14 protein-coding genes are annotated in these 16,564 nt (G+C 59.7%); 8 read left to right on the top strand and 6 right to left on the bottom strand.

The genetic code is table 11. The features are described 5' to 3' along the window. Positions 1–27 precede the first annotated feature (27 nt). Together AC0L2A_RS15950 and AC0L2A_RS15945 are read left to right on the top strand one after the other, a co-directional pair. On the top strand, positions 28–507 hold the full coding sequence (locus AC0L2A_RS15950; protein ID WP_236389281.1) for a hypothetical protein: 480 nt from the start codon (positions 28–30) through the stop codon (positions 505–507). Next, complete coding sequence (locus AC0L2A_RS15945) at positions 464–1,135, top strand: class I SAM-dependent methyltransferase (RefSeq protein WP_236389516.1); 672 nt, start codon at positions 464–466, stop codon at positions 1,133–1,135. The genes AC0L2A_RS15950 and AC0L2A_RS15945 overlap by 44 nt, the downstream gene beginning before the upstream one ends. A 91-nt stretch (positions 1,136–1,226) precedes the next feature. Here the strand turns inward: AC0L2A_RS15945 and AC0L2A_RS15940 are convergent, their stop codons facing one another. From AC0L2A_RS15940 to AC0L2A_RS15925, 4 genes are all read right to left on the bottom strand, one after another. After that, positions 1,227–2,417, bottom strand: a complete 1,191-nt coding sequence (locus AC0L2A_RS15940) for a glycosyltransferase family protein (protein ID WP_236389273.1) — start codon at positions 2,415–2,417, stop codon at positions 1,227–1,229. Next, the gene (locus tag AC0L2A_RS15935) at positions 2,414–3,658 is read right to left on the bottom strand and encodes a glycosyltransferase (RefSeq protein ID WP_236389271.1); all 1,245 of its coding nucleotides are present in this window, start codon (positions 3,656–3,658) and stop codon (positions 2,414–2,416) included. Before AC0L2A_RS15935 ends, AC0L2A_RS15940 begins: the two co-directional genes overlap by 4 nt. A gap of 1 nt (position 3,659) precedes the next feature. Further along, complete coding sequence (locus AC0L2A_RS15930) at positions 3,660–4,874, bottom strand: glycosyltransferase family protein (protein ID WP_236389270.1); 1,215 nt, start codon at positions 4,872–4,874, stop codon at positions 3,660–3,662. Between the two features lie 466 nt (positions 4,875–5,340). Further along, a complete protein-coding gene (locus AC0L2A_RS15925; protein ID WP_236389514.1) occupies positions 5,341–6,207 on the bottom strand; it encodes an AraC family transcriptional regulator in 867 nt (288 codons plus the stop codon). Between the two features lie 230 nt (positions 6,208–6,437). On the opposite strand from AC0L2A_RS15925, the gene melA (AC0L2A_RS15920) reads away from it, so the two are divergent. The 6 genes from melA (AC0L2A_RS15920) (at position 6,438) to melA (AC0L2A_RS15895) (ending at position 15,539) form a co-directional block, all read left to right on the top strand. After that, positions 6,438–7,910 carry an alpha-galactosidase gene (melA, locus tag AC0L2A_RS15920; RefSeq protein WP_473609561.1) on the top strand — a complete coding sequence of 491 codons (1,473 nt, stop codon included), beginning with the start codon at positions 6,438–6,440 and terminating at the stop codon, positions 7,908–7,910. Positions 7,911–8,113: 203 nt separating this feature from the next. Then, the gene (locus AC0L2A_RS15915; RefSeq protein WP_473609560.1) at positions 8,114–10,198 is read left to right on the top strand and encodes an ABC transporter substrate-binding protein; all 2,085 of its coding nucleotides are present in this window, start codon (positions 8,114–8,116) and stop codon (positions 10,196–10,198) included. Between the two features lie 122 nt (positions 10,199–10,320). Continuing rightward, complete coding sequence (locus AC0L2A_RS15910; protein WP_091594700.1) at positions 10,321–11,334, top strand: ABC transporter permease; 1,014 nt, start codon at positions 10,321–10,323, stop codon at positions 11,332–11,334. Beyond that, positions 11,331–12,458 carry an ABC transporter permease gene (locus tag AC0L2A_RS15905; RefSeq protein WP_051505699.1) on the top strand — a complete coding sequence of 376 codons (1,128 nt, stop codon included), beginning with the start codon at positions 11,331–11,333 and terminating at the stop codon, positions 12,456–12,458. The genes AC0L2A_RS15910 and AC0L2A_RS15905 overlap by 4 nt, the downstream gene beginning before the upstream one ends. A gap of 13 nt (positions 12,459–12,471) precedes the next feature. Beyond that, a complete protein-coding gene (locus AC0L2A_RS15900) occupies positions 12,472–14,142 on the top strand; it encodes an ABC transporter ATP-binding protein (RefSeq protein WP_473609558.1) in 1,671 nt (556 codons plus the stop codon). A gap of 23 nt (positions 14,143–14,165) precedes the next feature. Continuing rightward, complete coding sequence (melA, locus tag AC0L2A_RS15895) at positions 14,166–15,539, top strand: alpha-galactosidase (RefSeq protein ID WP_473609557.1); 1,374 nt, start codon at positions 14,166–14,168, stop codon at positions 15,537–15,539. Positions 15,540–15,639: 100 nt separating this feature from the next. Here the strand turns inward: melA (AC0L2A_RS15895) and AC0L2A_RS15890 are convergent, their stop codons facing one another. Continuing rightward, on the bottom strand, positions 15,640–15,978 hold the full coding sequence (locus tag AC0L2A_RS15890) for a slr1659 superfamily regulator (protein WP_023797948.1): 339 nt from the start codon (positions 15,976–15,978) through the stop codon (positions 15,640–15,642). Between the two features lie 20 nt (positions 15,979–15,998). After that, on the bottom strand, positions 15,999–16,562 hold the full coding sequence (locus tag AC0L2A_RS15885; protein ID WP_167366451.1) for a slr1658 superfamily regulator: 564 nt from the start codon (positions 16,560–16,562) through the stop codon (positions 15,999–16,001). Between the last annotated feature and the right edge of the window lie 2 nt (positions 16,563–16,564).

Here is a 16,564-nt window from a genome sequence, read left to right as displayed (position 1 = left end):
GCGGCTGTGGACCCTTCAGTTGGAACGATGCAGGATGTAAAAGCACCTGCTGGCGAATGGCTTATCGGCAATTTCTTCGTCGCCAAAGACAAGCTCGAAGCTGCAGCGCACGGAGATTGTCCTGCGCTCAACGATGGAAGGAACATGCGAGGCGGCGCGATCCAGTTCCGGCGCATGATCGATTACAACGACATCGGCATTGCTGATCATCGAAGAATGCGGCTGGCCAAACGGTTCGCGGCTTCGGTAGGGTTTCGGCGAATAGCCGAGCAGCACGAGGCAGCAGCTGCGCGGCTGGTGCTGGCGAATGGACGCCGCTGGTCCGGACAGATGCAACAGGCTCTCTCCGGCACCGGGCAATGGCGAAGCGGCTTGCAGCATAGTCACGTCCGCGAATCAACAGCCTTCCGGGAGGCAAGATTGCGTTGTGTCGCCCGAAATCCCAACTTACAAGACGAATATGATGGATGTCACGCAACCACGCAATGCCGGCATGGACTGGCATGAGCAAGCCTTTGACCTGACGCGGGGAATTGCTGCCTATGTCAACTGCCCCCTGGTGGCAGGGCTGGCGCGCGTCATCACCAGGCATCCGAACGCCGATATCGCCAACGCCTTCAACCACAAGCAGGTCGCCTGCAAGATGTGGGCGCTCGACAGGCTGTTCGAAAGCTGCGGCGGCCGGTTCGGGCGCATATGGGTTCTGGGTGGATGGTACGGCGTATTGCCGGCTATGCTTTTCAACGACGCCCGCTTCGACATCGCGGCGGTCGATAGCATCGACATCGATCCCGAAGTTGCGCCGGTCGCCCGGACCCTCAACCGGGAAGCCGGCGACCGTTTCCGGGCGCTGACGGCAGATATGTACGCACTCGACTATGCGGCCGGGCGGCCCGACCTGATGGTCAATACGAGCTGCGAACACATAGCCGATCTGCGCGCCTGGCTTGCTCTGCTTCCGCGGGGCACGACTGTACTGCTGCAATCGAACGATTATTTCAGCGAGCCGACGCACATCAACTGCGTGGCTTCGCTTGCAGCCTTCGAAGCAATGGCGGCGCTACGGGAGGTGCGGTTCTCCGGCGAACTGCCGACAAAAAATTATACGCGCTTCATGCTGATTGGAACTGTTTGACGCATTTCGCCCGGTTTGGGACAACGACATGCATAAACGAGGAGTTGAAGCGCGTCGCACGAACCTCGCCAGACGCGACGCGCGTTAGCATCTATCGTCTGTTTTGATCATGAACTTCTCCGAAACCGGGCCCCACTTTTGGGGACCATGTTCGATACCGCTGGCGCAGAATTTGCGCCGAGCGATGCGCGCCTTCCAGATCGAGACGATGCGCGGCTGGCGTCGGTCCCGCAAGCGCCTGTTCGATCGCTTGCGCCAAACCTTCAGGCGTTAGGTCCTTCTCCCTCAGCACCGTTGCAAGGCCGAGTTCTTCGAGCCTCAGGGTGCGAACCGTCTGTTCGGTTTCCCCGCCGGCTGCAAACGGAACGAGCAGAGAGCGACAACCCGCGCGCAGGACATCGCAGACCGTGTTGTAACCCGCCTGCGAGACCGACAGGCGGGCGCCGGTCAGCAGGCTGGCGAAATCCTCGCGGAACCGGAAGATGGACAGGACCGGCGAGGCATCGCGTGTGATCGCGTCAAACTCGTCTTTCGGCAGGTTGGGGCCGGTGATCAAACACCATTTCCAAGTGTTGTTGGCATGCCGCGCCGCTGCGATCGTGGAGCTGACAAGGCTCTTTCCGGCAGCCCCGCCGCCAACCGACACCAGAACGTCGAAGTGCGCGGAGGCCGCGGGCGATGGCGGCGCGGCAACGAGCCCGGTGTAGGTGACCTCGGCCTTGATCGCCCCAGCCAGTGGAAATGTCTTGTCGATGGTTGCGAAAGCCGGATCGCCGTGGACCATGACAAGGTCGAAATGCCTGTTGATCAGATCGACCGTTTCCTCGTTTCGGCCCGGCTTGACGCGCTCCTGAAGGATATCACGGACGGACGTCGCCAGCAGCGGTCTGGGCCACGTCGCGTCGATGGCCTCGATCAGCGGCAGGAGTTCGAAACGCATCTGCCGGCGTCCAAATGGAAACGCCTCGACAATGACGATATCAGGCCTGCAATCCCGGAACGCCTGCAGCAGCATCTCTGAACGCCATCTCTTGAAATCATCGTCGATGGGTTTGCCCTGCAGGTCGACAAGTCCGGAAAATCCTTCATCACCGGAGGTGACAGGTGGCAGGGTTACAGATTTCACACCCACTCCCGGAAACCCCGCGATCGGCGCTCCGCCGGTCACGACGGTTACGTCAAACCCGTCATCGACCAGAGCCGCCGCAATGCGGCTGGCGCGCGCGAGATGGCCGATGCCGAGCAGGTGCTGGACATAGAAGAAAGCCCGCAGCCGCTTCATTCGGCGGCCCGCCACTCCCGCTCGAACAGTTCCTTGAGCTGTCCAATGCTTGCCAAATGATCGAAATTACCGCGCACGCGCCGCTCTGCGGCGTCGCCGAGGCGGGCGCGCAGCACGGGATCACGGATCAGGCGCTCCAGCGCCTGCGCCAGGGCAATCGGGTTTTCCGTCGGGACCAGCAGCCCGGTTTCATCCGGCGATAGAAGCTCCGGCACGCCGGAAATATCGGTCGACACGCAGGCAAGCCGCTGGCTAGCCGCCTCCACCAGAACATTCGGCAGACCGTCCCGGTCGCCATTTGCGGTGATCCTGCAGGCCAGGGCGAAGATGTCGGCGCAGCGGTAGTGATCAAGCACCTCCTCCTGCGCCAGCGCGCCTTTCCAAAAGACGCGGCCATCCAGGCCGAGCTTTTGCGCCAGCGCCTTGAACCGTTCCAGTTCCTCGCCGCCGCCGATATGCTCGAAACGCCACGCCAAATCACCAGGCAAGAGGGCAAGGGCCTCCAGCAATGTATCGTAACCTTTCTTTTCAACGGCGCGCCCGACACTCAGAATGATAACCGGTTGGTCCGGCGCCGAGCCGTTATGCTGTTTTCGCGCCTCACTGATACTGCCGAAGCGATCAAGGTCGAGCCCATGATAGCTCAGATGCACAGACGCGTTGCCGTTAGCGAGTTTTTTCAGACGGTCGAAGCCGGTTTTCGTGCAAGTGACTGTCCAGCGGGCCGAGGAAAGCTTGCCAGCCAGATCCCAGTCCGCCGAAGTCCAGATGTCCTTGGCATGGGCCGAGCAGCTCCAGGGCAGGCCACGAAGCTGGCTGGCATAGCGCGTCACCGATGCCGGTGTGTGCGCGAAATGTGCGTGCAGCCAGCCCGCGTCTTCCGGCCATTCGGCCGCCAGCACGAGCGCTTGTCCGAAGCGGCGCGCGCGATTGCGCGTAAAGTCGCGGCCGAGGTCGATAGCCAGCGATCCGAGCGCCCGCCAGAAGCCCGGCCGAAGCAGATAAGCAAACAGCGAGCGAACCACGCGCAGCGGCTCTTCATGCAGATATTCCGGCAGATAATGGACGGGCGCTTTGATCTCGTCATGCACGGGGTGGCGTTTTGCGTCGGTCGGCCGCCTGAGCGCGAAGAGTATCAGGTCGAACCCCGCACGCTCCAGACCGAGCAGTTCCTGCGCGATGAAGGTTTCCGACAGCCGCGGATAGCCCTTCAGAACCACGACGATCTTGCGATGTTGCAACTCAGATCATGCCTTCAATGACCGAAAGGTGATGGCCGCCCCGCCGGTCGAGCAGTTCCGAGACGATTTCAGAAATGTGAGGAAGCCCTTCCAGCGTCAGATGCGGATGGCTCTGCGATGGGCCGGGCCGGGCCGGCAGCACCTCCAGCGCATTGGCAAACCGCTGGGAATCCTCGGCTTCTTCCGGCAAAAGCATCTCGATGAGGCCGAGTTCGGCTGCGCGCCGTGCTCGGATCAGTTGTTCCTCGCGGGGCTTGACGCGCGGCACGATCAGCGCCGGCTTGTCGAAAGACAGTATCTCGCAATAGGTGTTGTAACCGCCCATCGCCACGACCGCCTTGGCGCCGGCAATGAGATCTTCCATGCGGTTGTCGAACTCGATGATCTTGATATAGGGGATCTTGGCCCCCTTCCTGAGCAGCTTGTTGCGCTTGCGCGCCGGCATGTAAGGCCCAAGCACGATCAGCGCCCTATGCTGCAATTGCGGATCCTGCTGATAGGCATCGATGACACTGTGGATCAGGTCGCCGCCGTCACCGCCGCCACCGGTGGTAACAAGGATATAATCGCCCTCGGGCCGGTGGCCGGGCAACTCGTTCTTCTGCAGGCTCCGTTGCAGGAAACCGACGAACTTCATCTTTGCCCTGACAGCCGGCGGCACGTCCAAACCGATCAGCGGATCGTAGAAATCCGGCGGACCATAGACCCAGACCTTGTCGTAGAACAGGCCTATCTTGCGCATCACATCCCTGTGTGCCCACTCTGCTTCGAGCAGATGCGGCGCGTCCATCACCTCGCGCAGGCCTAGCACGAGCGTGGTGCCCCGCGTCTTGAGGTAGGACAGCGTGTCCTCGATCTCACCGCGCAGGCCGAGCGGTTCCTTGTCGACGATGAAGATATCCGGCCGGAAGGTCTCGGCTGTGTGGCGGATGATCGACTGGCGCATCCTTAGCGTCTCATGCAGATCGATATCCTTTTCCAGCGAGGTGTATTCGCCGTTGCGCAACTTGATGACGCTGGGGATCTTCACGAAGTCGACACGGGCGCGGTAGTCGAAGGCGCCAGCGATAGTCGCACCCGAAATGATAAGCACCTGAAGTCCGCGGAAATCCTCGACCAGCGAATGCGCGATCGTCCGGCAGCGCTGCAAGTGGCCGAGCCCGAACGTGTCGTGGCTGTACATGAGAATTCGAGCATTTTGTACGTGCTGGGTCATTGTTGAACGTCTTTTGGAATTCTCGCCTGAGGACCGTGGACGACCCCGCACGAAACCATCCTCGCGGGTCTGCCGACCTGTTTTGGAACATGACGGCGCAATTATCAATTACCCAAGAGGGTCCATATGCAGAAGCCAGGAAGCTGCGTCTGCTCAGCAGCCACGCTGGTCCAGAGAACCTGCATCATTTTCTGGTCTTGATCATCTCGGATTGGCAGCGAAGATTCGGACAAGGCGGCGTTGGCAGAAATAGACGTTTCCAAGGTTGGAGGTCGAGAGTTCGAAGCGCTTCATCCGCTCCAAGTTCTTTCAAGGGAATCAAGCTATTGAGAGGCGCCTTTCGGGACGCTTTTTGCTTACAAGGCCAGCTTTGCCGCCTCCTGAAAGCCGATGTCCGAGTGACCAGGTTGACGGTCTCTCTCGCGCTAAAAGCAGCCATCAAAGGGTGACAGGTCAGCGCTATTTGTCATCTGTCCAAAATCTGCCCCTGCTGATAACCGGCGCTTGCATACATGCCAGTGGTTCTGAATTCTGTCGGACTGACGCCGAAGCCACGTCGGAATACCTTGGCGAAGTAGTTGGGATCTTCGAAGCCGCACATGCCGGAAATATCCTTCACCGGAAGGTCGGCGGACATGGTCAGCAGCTTTGCGGCGCGGTCGAGGCGTCTGTTGAGGACGAACTCAGCCGGAGGAATACCTTCATGCGCCGCGAACACACGTGAGAAATGGGCGCGACTGAGACCGGAAAGCCGCGCCAGCTCATCGACCGGCAACGGCAGATGCAGATGCGCACCGATATAGTCAGTCACCTGACGCACTACCGAATTCTCCGCCACGTCATTTCCGTGTAGTTGGAACACGTCGTCATAGAGTGCCATGGCCGCCTCGTAGGAAATTGCCGAGGCGCGTGCCGGCGTTGAGCCGTCGCCTTTGACCAGCCGGTAGGCGCAGTCGGCCAGATTATCGACGGTGGCTGCCCGAAGGGTGAACACCGGTCCTTTCGTTGCCAGGACTTCTCTATGGATGCGCAACGCTTCCGCCCCATGCATCGATATCCAGAAAAACTCCCAGCGCCCGCCTTTTTCGACCCAGTAGCGGTGCGAATGCGGAACAACCAACAGCATCGTCTCGCCCGGAGCGATGCGGTAGGACCTGGTTCCGTAACGCAGGTTTCCGGTGCCGCTGATGGTGTGCTGCATCACTGTGAACGGCGTCTGCCCGCGCCTGCGGCCATCCCAGCTGTAGCCGGCATCCGTTCTCACGTCGTAGCCGGTGCTCGTCGGCATGGTGTGCAATCGCTGCCGAGCGCGCGGCAGGGAGATCATCTTCATCACCGGTCCAAGGTCGACAAGTTTTTGCAGCACAAAATTACCCTACAAAGCACATCTACGCCCTACCGGAGGGGCGTGATCTTACGCATATTGACCAAAAACAAAAGAGATGAGGATGAAACCCCGGTTGCACGCCGCCTGGTTGCGTGTCTTCCGAATAACACGCCTGGACTGGATTTCCACGAACCGATTTTACCTATCGGTCTAATCCGCTTGCGGAGAAGGTTCGAATGAGCAGATTTAAGATCGCAATCATTGGCGCGGGCAGCGTCGGTTTCACCAAGAAGCTGTTCACGGACATTTTGTGTGTGCCGGAGCTGCGCGACATCGAGTTCGCACTGACCGACATCAGCGAGCACAATCTCAAGATGATCGAGTCAATTCTCCTGCGGATCGTCAAGTCGAGCCAGCTTCCTGCACGGGTGACCGCGACGACGGACCGCCGCAAGGCGATCGAGGGCGCGCGTTACATCATTAGCTGTGTGCGCGTCGGAGGTCTCGCCGCCTATGCCGACGATATCCGCATCCCCTTGAAATATGGCGTCGACCAGTGCGTCGGCGATACGATCTGCGCCGGTGGCATTCTCTACGGCCAGCGCAACATCCCGGTCATTCTGGATTTCTGCAAGGACATTCGCGAACTTGCCGAGCCAGGCGCGAAATTCCTGAACTATGCCAACCCGATGGCGATGAACACCTGGGCGGCGATCGAATTCGGCAAGGTCGATACGGTCGGTCTCTGCCATGGGGTCCAGCATGGGGCCGAGCAGATTGCCGAGATCCTCGGCGCCGGGGAAGGCGAGCTCGACTATGTCTGCTCCGGCATCAACCACCAGACCTGGTTCGTCGACGTTCGCGTCAAGGGCCGCAAGATCGGCAGGGATGAGCTCGTCGCCGCCTTCGAGGCGCATCCGGTCTTCTCGCGGCAGGAGAAACTCAGGATCGACGTGTTGAAGCGCTTCGGCGTCTATTCGACCGAAAGTAACGGCCACCTGTCGGAATATCTGCCCTGGTACCGCAAACGGCCTGAGGAGACCGCCAAGTGGATCGACATGTCGGACTGGATCCACGGCGAAACCGGCGGTTATCTGCGCTATTCGACCGAAACCCGGAACTGGTTCGAAACCGAGTTCCCGCAATTCCTCGAAGATGCGGGAAAGCCCTTCGATCCCGGGCGCCGCTCGAACGAGCACGCCAGCCACATACTGGAGGCGCTCGAGACCGGTCGGGTCTATCGCGGGCACTTCAACGTCAAGAACGAAGGCGTGATCACCAATCTTCCGTCCGATGCAATCATCGAATCGCCTGGTTTCGTCGATCGCTTCAGCATCAACATGGTGGCCGGCATCACGCTTCCGGAGGCCTGCGCCGCGACCTGCATTTCGTCGATTAATGTCCAGCGCATGTCCGTCCACGCGGCAATCTCCGGCGACATCGACCTCCTGAAACTGGCCGTGCTGCACGATCCGCTGGTTGGCGCCATCTGCACGCCGGAAGAGGTCTGGCAGATGGTCGACGAGATGGTTGTGGCGCAAGCGCAATGGCTGCCGCAATTCGCCCATGCGATCGACGGCGCGAAGGAGCGGCTGAGCCGCGCGACGGTAAAAACGCGGGAATGGAAGGGCGTCGCCCGCCGCGAGGTTCGCTCGATCGAAGAGATCAGGGCTGAAAAGGACGCCATGAAAGTGCGCGCGGCCGGCTGAGACATTGGTTGCGATAAGCCAATGTTCCGGAAAACCGGGCGGACAGGATCGTGCCTCGGCGAATGCGCCCGGGCAGCACGGCACTGTCATCCGAGAAGCGGAATACCGCTTCTGAGAAAGCGGAATACCGCTTCGTTCGATGCTTGTAGGAGGAGAGCCATGCCATCGCGGCAGGCCCGAAGCATAAGGGAGAAACCAGGACAATGAACATTTTTGGCCGCATGAAAACCGCCGCCGCGCTCCTGTTTGGCGTATCCGCGTTCGTGATCCAGGCCGTGGCCTCCGAGCCGACGATCGTGCCGGAACAGCCGCCGTTTCCGGCGCAAGGCACGATCAATTACGTGCCGCGCGATTCAATTCTGGAATTCAAAGCGCTATCCGAGTATCGCGAGCCGGAGTGGGTCACCGAAAAATTCGTCAAGACCGGGAAACTGCCTCCGTTGGCCGAGCGGCTGCCGAAGGAGCCGATGGTCTTCAAGACAGGCAACATGCCCGACGGGATAGGCGTCTATGGCGACACGATGCGCCACGTCGTCGGCGGCCGGCCGGAAGGCTGGAACTACAGTGCCGGGCAGACGCAAGGCTGGGGCGGCATTGACATTGCGATGTTCGAATGCCTGACGCGCACCGCGCCGCTCTTCCAGGTCGATGCCAAAGACGTCGAGCCGCTGCCCAATCTTGCCCGGAGCTGGGAGTGGTCGGAAGACGGCCACACACTAACGATGAAGTTGATCGAAGGCGCAAAGTGGTCCGACGGAGATCCCTTCGACGCCGATGACGTGATGTTCTATTGGGACGACAATGTCGTCGATCCGAACGTCTCGCCGCTGAACGGTGCAACACCGGAAACATTCGGAGAAGGCACCACCCTGAAGGCGGTAGACAAATATACGGTCAAATGGACTTTTAAGGACGCGTTCCCGCGCCAGCATCTCTATGCGATGGCCTATGGAACCTTCTGCCCTGGCCCCTCGCACATTTTGAAGACCAAGCATCCGAAATATGCAGGCACCACCTACGACGAGTACAAGAACGGCTTTCCGCCGGAATACTTGAATATGCCCGTCATGGGCGCCTGGGTGCCTATCGAATACCGTTCGGACGACGTCATCGTGCTTCGCCGCAATCCTTACTATTGGAAGGTGGACGAAGAGGGAAATCAGCTGCCCTATCTCAACGAACTGCACTACAAGCTTTCGACCTGGGCCGATCGCGACGTGCAGGCGATCGCCGGGTCCGGCGATATCTCGAACCTGGAGCAACCTGAAAATTTCGTGGAATCGCTGAAGCGCGCCGCACAGGAAACGGCTCCCGCGCGGCTGGCCTTTGGCGCCCGGCTGATCGGCTACAATCTGCGCATGAACTTTTCAGCCAATGGCTGGGGCGAGCCGGACGAGCGGGCGCAGGCCGTACGCGAGCTCAACCGCAACGTCGATTTCCGTAAGGCCGTGACCATGGCCATCGATCGCAAGAAACTCGGCGAATCCCTCGTCAAAGGACCCTTCACCGCGATCTACCCCGGCGGCATTTCCTCTGGCACGAGCTTTTACGACCGCGCCTCGACGGTGTACTACCCGTTCGATCTGGAAGGCGCCAAGGCGCTGCTGGAGAAGGTCGGGTTGAAGGACACGGACGGCAACGGCGCCGTCAACTTTCCGGCCGGTACAGCTGGCGGCTCGGACGTACAGATCGTGCTTCTGGTGAATTCCGACTACAGCACCGATCGCAATCTCGCGGAAGGTCTGGTCGGCCAGATGGAACAGCTTGGCCTCAAGGTCGTGCTCAACACAATCGATGGCGCGAAGCGCGACGCAACCCAGTATGCCGGGCGCTTCGACTGGCTTGTTCGCCGCAACGAGCAGGAACAGACCTCAGTTGTGCAGAACACGACCCAGCTTGCCCCGACCGGTCCGCGCACGAGTTGGCATCACAGGGCAGGAACGGACGGCACGGTCGATCTGATGCCGTTCGAACAGGAACTCGTGGACGTCGTCAACAAGTTCATCTCCAGCAACGACAATGACGAGCGGGCTGATCTGATGAAGCAGTTCCAGAAGGTCTCGACGGCGAATCTCGATACGATCGGCCTGACAGAATATCCGGGTGCGCTCATCATCAACAAGCGCTTCTCCAACATTCCGGAAGGCGTGCCGATCTTCATGTTCAATTGGGCGGAGGACACGATCATCCGTGAACGGGTCTTCGTCGCTGCCGACAAGCAGGGCGACTACGAGCTGTTCCCCGAGCAGCTTCCGGGCAAGCCCGGTGAAGGCGGTCCGATCAACTGACCGCAGTCGATTTCCCCTCCGGCGAGCATCCGCCGGAGGGGAGGTTGCGAATTGAACCGTGGAGATACCGCGCCTCGTGAAGGAGCAGATCGCCACGAGCCACAAGAGAAGCAAACACGATCATGTTCAGATTTCTGCTTGTGCGTATCGCCTCGGCGATTCCTGTCCTCTTCGTCCTGAGCGTCGTGACGTTCGCGATCATCCAGGCCCCGCCGGGCGACTACAGCGACTATGTGCGCTCGCAGCTGATCAACCAGGGTGGCGCATCCTTCGAAAAGGCCGACGCCCAGGCGCAGGCCTACAAGATCGCGCATGGCCTCGATAAGCCCTTGCCCCTCCAGTACGTCAACTGGATCACCGGCATCGTCACCCGCGGCGATTTCGGCCACAGTCTCTTCTACAACAAGCCTGTCGCCGATGTGGTCGGCGAACGTTTGCCCCGTACGCTGGCGCTGGCGCTCGTCTGCCATATCCTGGCTTCGGTGATCGGCATCACCTTCGGCGTTTTGGCGGCAACCCGGCAATATTCCTGGGTGGACAGCGTGCTGTCGGGGATCTCGTTTCTCGGCATGACGGTACCGCGATTCCTGATGGCGCTGATCATCGTCTATATCTTGGTGTTCCACTTCAATGTCACTGAGATCAACAGTTTCCATTCCGCCCGCTACGGCGGGGCGCCCTGGTCGTGGGGCAAGTTCGTCGATCTGGTCAAGCACGTCTGGCCGGTCATCGCGATCGCCACTTTGGGCGGGCTCGCCTACAACATGCGCGTCATGCGGGGCAATCTTCTCGATACGCTGAACGCCCAATATGTCGAAACGGCTCGGGCCAAGGGCTTGAGCGAGCGCACGGTGGTCATGCGCCACGCTGTGCCGAACGCGCTGCATCCGCTCGTCATGTATCAGGGCGTCGTGCTGCCCTACATGCTGACCGGCGAGATCGAAACCGCGATCATCTTCGCCCTGCCGACGGTCGGCCCGGCCATCGTCGGCTCGATGTGGATCGGCGACGTCTATGTCACGGCGACCTTCATGTTGGTTCTGTCGGTGACCCTGATCGTCGGCAACATCATCGCCGACATGCTGCTTGCAGCGCTCGACCCGCGGGTTCGCCTTGGGGGAGGGACCGACGCATGAAAGCCGACGTCCAATCCATAATCTGCGCCTCCGTGCCGCCGGCCAAAGGCAATGGCAACGAAACCTATACCGCGCTTGTCTGGCGCCGTCTGAAGCGATCCTGGACCGGCATGATAGGGCTGATCCTTGTCTGCCTCCTGATGATCATGACGATATTCGCGGAGTTCTTCGCACCCGTCGATCCGAAGCTGACCGGCGTCGGTTTCGCGCCGCCTCAGACAATCAGCATGACGGATCGGGGCGGGAACTTCGTCTTTCCGCCGCGCAGCTATCCGATTCGTGAAACAGATGAATTCGACCCCGTCACGTTCCAGCCGATCGTGGGCCCCGACTACGAAAACCCGCAGACGCTCGGCTTTTTCGTCAAAGGGTTCGGATACAGGCTTTTTGGACTGATCCCGGCGCAGCGGCATTTCTTCGGCGCCACCGACGGAAGCCCGGTCAATTTCCTCGGCACCGACAAATTCGGCCGCGATGTGCTGTCGCGCATCATCTACGGCTCGCGCATTTCGCTGATGATCGCCCTGACCGTGGTGTTCATCATCACGGTCGTCGGCACGACGGTCGGCATGGTGTCCGGATATTTCGGCGGAAGGTTCGATGCGTGGGTGCAGCGCTTCGTCGAGCTGGTGCTCGCCTTTCCGCAACTGCCGCTTTATCTCGCGCTCACCTCGCTGATTCCGGTGACGGCGCCGACCAATGTCTTCCTCGCGTTCGTCATCGTCGTCATGTCGGCGCTCGGCTGGGCACAGCTGTCGCGCGAAGTTCGAGGCAAGACGCTGGCGCTGGCGCGGATCGACTATGTGCGGGCGGCGATGGCGATCGGCGCAACCGACCGCCGGATCATCTTTCAGCATATTTTCCCCAACGTCATGAGCCACGTCATCGTCGCCGTCACGCTGGCGATCCCCAATGTCGTGCTGCTTGAATCCTTCCTCGGCTTCCTCGGTTTCGCGGTGAAGCCGCCGCTGATCTCCTGGGGGCTGATGCTGCAGGATACCGCGACATACTCCGTCATTGGGTCCTATCCCTGGATCCTTGCCCCCGTGGGTTTCGTGCTGGTCACCGTCTTTGCGTTCAATGCGCTGGGCGATGGTCTTCGCGACGCCGTCGATCCCTATTGAGAAGGCCGGCACCATGGCTCTGACGGAAAAGACCTCGATGGCGCCGGACGAACGTCACGATCATGCGGTGAGGACCGGCAGTCCGATCATCGACGCCCGCAATGTCGCGGTGACCTTCAAGGTAGAAGGCGGAACGGTCGACGCGGTCAAGGATGTCTCGTTTCAGCTCTATCGCGGCGAGACCATCGCTGTGGTGGGAGAATCCGGCTCCGGCAAGTCGGTGACGGCGCGCACGGTCATGGGCCTGCTCACCAAGCGCGCCACCGTGGCCGTGCACTCGCGGATCGAATATGATGGGAAGAATGTGCTGAAATTCTCCGACCGGCAGCGCCGGGCGCTGCGCGGCGACCGCATTTCGATGATATTCCAGGAGCCGATGAGCTCGCTCAATCCGGTCTACACCGTCGGCACGCAGATCATCGAGGCGATCCGCGTTCATCAGAAGATGAGCCGCAGGCAAGCAGCGGAGCGTTCGCTGGAGCTGTTGCGGCAGGTGCAGATTCCGGACCCGGAAAGCCGCTTCAACCAATATCCGCACCAGCTTTCAGGCGGTCAGCGCCAGCGCGTCATGATCGCCATGGCGCTCGCCAATAATCCGGACGTACTCATCGCCGACGAACCCACGACGGCACTCGACGTCACCGTGCAGGCGCAGATCCTCAACCTCATCCGTGATCTGCAGCAGAAACTCGGTATGGCGGTAATCCTGATCACTCACGATCTGACGGTCGTTCGCCAGTTTTCCGACTACGTCTATGTCATGAGCCAGGGCGAGGTGAAGGAGCACAACACCACTGAAGCACTCTTCAAGAACCCGCAGCATCCCTATACGCGCCATCTTCTGGCGTCCGAACCAAAGGGCATGGCCAATCCGACGCCGGTGGACTCAGCCGTCATTCTCGAGGGCAGCAATGTGCGAGTGTCGTTCATGCTGAAGCATGGCGGGTTCTTCAAGCCGCGGCTCAAGGAACTCGTCGCCGTCGACAGCCTCAACCTAAAGCTTCACCGGTACGAAACGCTGGGGCTGGTCGGCGAATCCGGGTCCGGCAAGACGACGTTCGGGCAGGCGCTGGTGAAGCTCCTGACGGCCGACGGCGGCGAAATCTTCTTCGACGGCGAACCGATCCACGCAAGGACACGTGACCAGATGCGGCCGCTCAGATCGCGCATGCAGGTCGTCTTTCAGGATCCGTTCTCCTCGCTCAATCCGCGCATGTCGGTCGGCCAGATCATCGAGGAGGGGCTGATCGTCAATCGGCTCGGCGACAACAAAAGTGATCGGTTGCAGCGCGTGGAGCAGGCGCTTGTCAGCGCCGGGCTTCCGCACAACATCCTGTCGCGCTTTCCGCATGAGTTTTCCGGCGGACAGCGCCAGCGCATCGCTATTGCGCGGGCAATCGCTCTCGAACCAGAATTCATCCTGCTCGACGAGCCGACATCGGCGCTCGATCTCTCCGTTCAGGCCCAGATCATCGACCTCTTGCGCAAGCTGCAGGACGAGCGCGGCCTGAGCTATCTCTTCATTTCCCACGATCTCAAGGTCGTACGCGCGCTCTGTCATCGGGTCGTGGTGATGCAGCACGGTAAAATCGTCGAGGAGGGACCCGTCGACGAGGTTCTTTCCCATCCGAGGACCGCCTACACCGAACGGCTCGTCAAGGCCGCGTTCGAGGTAGCCGCATAAATCGCAGACAAGAGGCGCAATTCATGACGAGACAACCCAAAATCACGTTCATCGGGGCCGGTTCCACCGTCTTCATGAAGAATGTCATCGGCGATGTGCTGCAGCGGCCGTCTCTTTCGGGCGCTACCATCGCGCTGATGGACGTCAATCCGCAGCGCCTGGAAGAAAGCGAGATCGTCGCCGGAAAGCTGGTCAAGACGCTTGGCTCTGCGGCGACCATCGAGACGCATTCCAGCCAGCGCAAGGCCCTGGAAGGCGCGGACTTCGTCGTCGTTGCCTTCCAGATCGGCGGCTACGAGCCCTGCACCGTCACTGATTTCGAGGTGCCGAAGAAATACGGCCTGCGCCAGACGATCGCCGATACGCTCGGCGTTGGCGGCATCATGCGGGGTTTGCGCACCGTTCCGCATCTCTGGAAAATCTGCGAAGACATGATGGCAATCTGCCCCGACGCCATCCTCCTGCAATACGTCAACCCGATGGCGATCAACACCTGGGCGATTGCGGAAAAGTATCCGCTCATCAAGCAGGTCGGTCTCTGCCATTCGGTGCAGGGAACGGCTTTCGAACTCGCCCGAGATCTCGAAATCCCGCTCGAGGAAATCCGTTACCGTGCCGCCGGCATCAACCACATGGCCTTCTACCTGAAATTCGAGCATCGGCAGGCCGATGGCAGCTACCGCGACCTTTATCCGGATCTCGTGCGCGGCTACCGCGACGGGCGATTTCCGAAACCCAGCCACTGGAATCCGCGCTGCCCGAACAAGGTGCGTTACGAGATGCTGACCCGCCTCGGCTATTTCGTCACCGAAAGCTCGGAGCATTTCGCCGAATACACGCCCTATTTCATCAAGGACGGCAGGCCCGATCTGATCGAGAAGTTCGGCATTCCGCTCGATGAATATCCCAAACGCTGCATCGAGCAGATCGAGCGATGGAAAGGGCAGGCGGCCGCCTACCGGAGCGCTGAGAACATCGAGATCGAGGAGAGCCATGAATATGCTTCCTCGATCATGAACTCGGTCTGGACCGGCGAGCCCTCGGTTATTTACGGCAATGTCCGCAACAATGGCTGCATCACCTCGCTGCCGGAAAATTGCGCGGCCGAAGTGCCGTGCCTGGTCGATGCGTCCGGCATCCAGCCGACCTTCATCGGAACCTTGCCGCCGCAACTGACGGCGCTCATCCGCACCAATGTCAATGTGCAGGAACTGACTGTCGCGGCCTTGATGACGGAAAACCGCGAGCATCTTTATCACGCGGCGATGATGGATCCACATACCGCCGCCGAGCTCGATCTCGACCAGATCTGGTCGCTGGTCAGCGATCTGCTCGCCGCGCACCGCGACTGGATTCCGGAGTGGGCGCGGATCTCGAAAAACGTGCAGGCAGCGTAAGGACGGAACGGTCCTGGTTTGGAGCCGCGATTCTCATCTCAAAAGGCAGACGTCCGGAAAGTATAGCCGAATGGTCTTTGGCGCCTGGATAAACCGCCTGTCAGCCAACGAAGAGTACCATCGCAGGATGTAGTTTTTTGAGATTTGGCAGCGATTTCGACTGCCAAGGTATTTCCGAGCTTCCCCGGACAATGAGTTGGATCTCTGGATGCTTTCTGACCTCTATGGTAAATTTGGCCAATAAATTGATGCCCGACGAGTTAAGGAACTCCAAGTCTGATACATGTATCGTTATAGTAGTAGGATTGGAGGTAAGGACATTCATCATTAGCTGCAAAATAGGCGCATAGGCCTCAGAACTGGACAACCTCATTACGCCGTCAAAATAAACATCGCTTCCTTCGTTCCACACGCGATAATTTGTCGTTGTTATGTCCACGATTTTGTCTTCATTTCGTTTTAGTTATAAGTTTCTGATGATACCACAATTGAAGCATATGTTTCCAGGCGAACCTGATCCCTTTCGTCGGCGGGGCTGAAGACCCAAGCCAGGCTCGCGCCATAGTCGCTCATCAGCGTCAGCAATCCAAGACCGGAATTTGTTGTTTGAGGGTCCGCGGCATTCTCTTCGATTCGCTGGATCAGGAGCTCACTCGGATCGCCGGCTGTGATCTCCGACAGAAGATTTTGAAATTTAGCGGTCGTTTCGACGTCAACAACATTCGAAACCTTGATCTTAAAACTTTCCGATTCTATGGCCGCCTCGATCGTGATCTCGCCTGGCGCACGAAACTTGACCGCATTTTCAATCAGTTCGTTGACTAGATAGCCAATGCTGTGTCGCACTTCCCTGTAGTCGTTGCGAGAAGACTGGAAGCGCAGGGCAAAAACGTCCGCGATGAAGTCCGAAGTAGTAGCGCAATGATGCCAACTCAGGTCGAGAGGTCCATCGAACAATCGCACGCGGCTGACGCTCTCTCTCATTCCAATTGCAAAGTCGGCTGTTCCGAACAGTGTTGTCATTC

Source organism: Mesorhizobium sp. WSM4844 (genome assembly GCF_055811775.1).
The sequence above is the reverse complement of the archived record's forward strand: the minus strand, read 5'-3'. Positions and strand labels throughout refer to the sequence as shown.